The 379-nt window shown below is 55.7% G+C and carries 1 pseudogene; it reads left to right on the top strand.

Going from position 1 to position 379, the window contains the following annotated elements:
* Positions 1-139 (top strand): annotated as a pseudogene (locus HX846_RS40160) (homoprotocatechuate degradation operon regulator HpaR); the annotation flags it as partial.
* Positions 140-379 lie beyond the last annotated feature (240 nt).

Consider the following 379-nt stretch of genomic DNA (forward strand, 5'->3'; position numbering starts at 1 on the left):
CGAACAGGGCCAGCAGTGTTTCGTCGACATGAGCGCCGGGATGGAAAGCAATTACCTGAAGATCCAGGAGCAGTTCGGCGAGGAATCCCTGGAGCAATTGATGGAGCTGCTCCAGAAGCTCAAAGGCATCAAACCGTAATAATCAAAAAATAGTGGCTGAAGCCTGTCCCTTTTTTTCACGTGACTGGTCATTCCAGGTAAGTGAACAAAATCGAGAGCTTCTTCCAATGCCCGCAATACGCCCGTTGCTGAACCTCAGCCTCATGCTGAGCCTGAGTGCCAGCCCGTTGTTCGTTCCCATCAGCTATGCCGAAGACGGTGCGTCCCGGCGCAGCTACCAGGTGCCGGCCGGCAGCCTGAGCGCCGCGCTGACCCGTTT

Source organism: Pseudomonas sp. K5002 (assembly GCF_013386655.1).
Lineage (GTDB): Bacteria > Pseudomonadota > Gammaproteobacteria > Pseudomonadales > Pseudomonadaceae > Aquipseudomonas.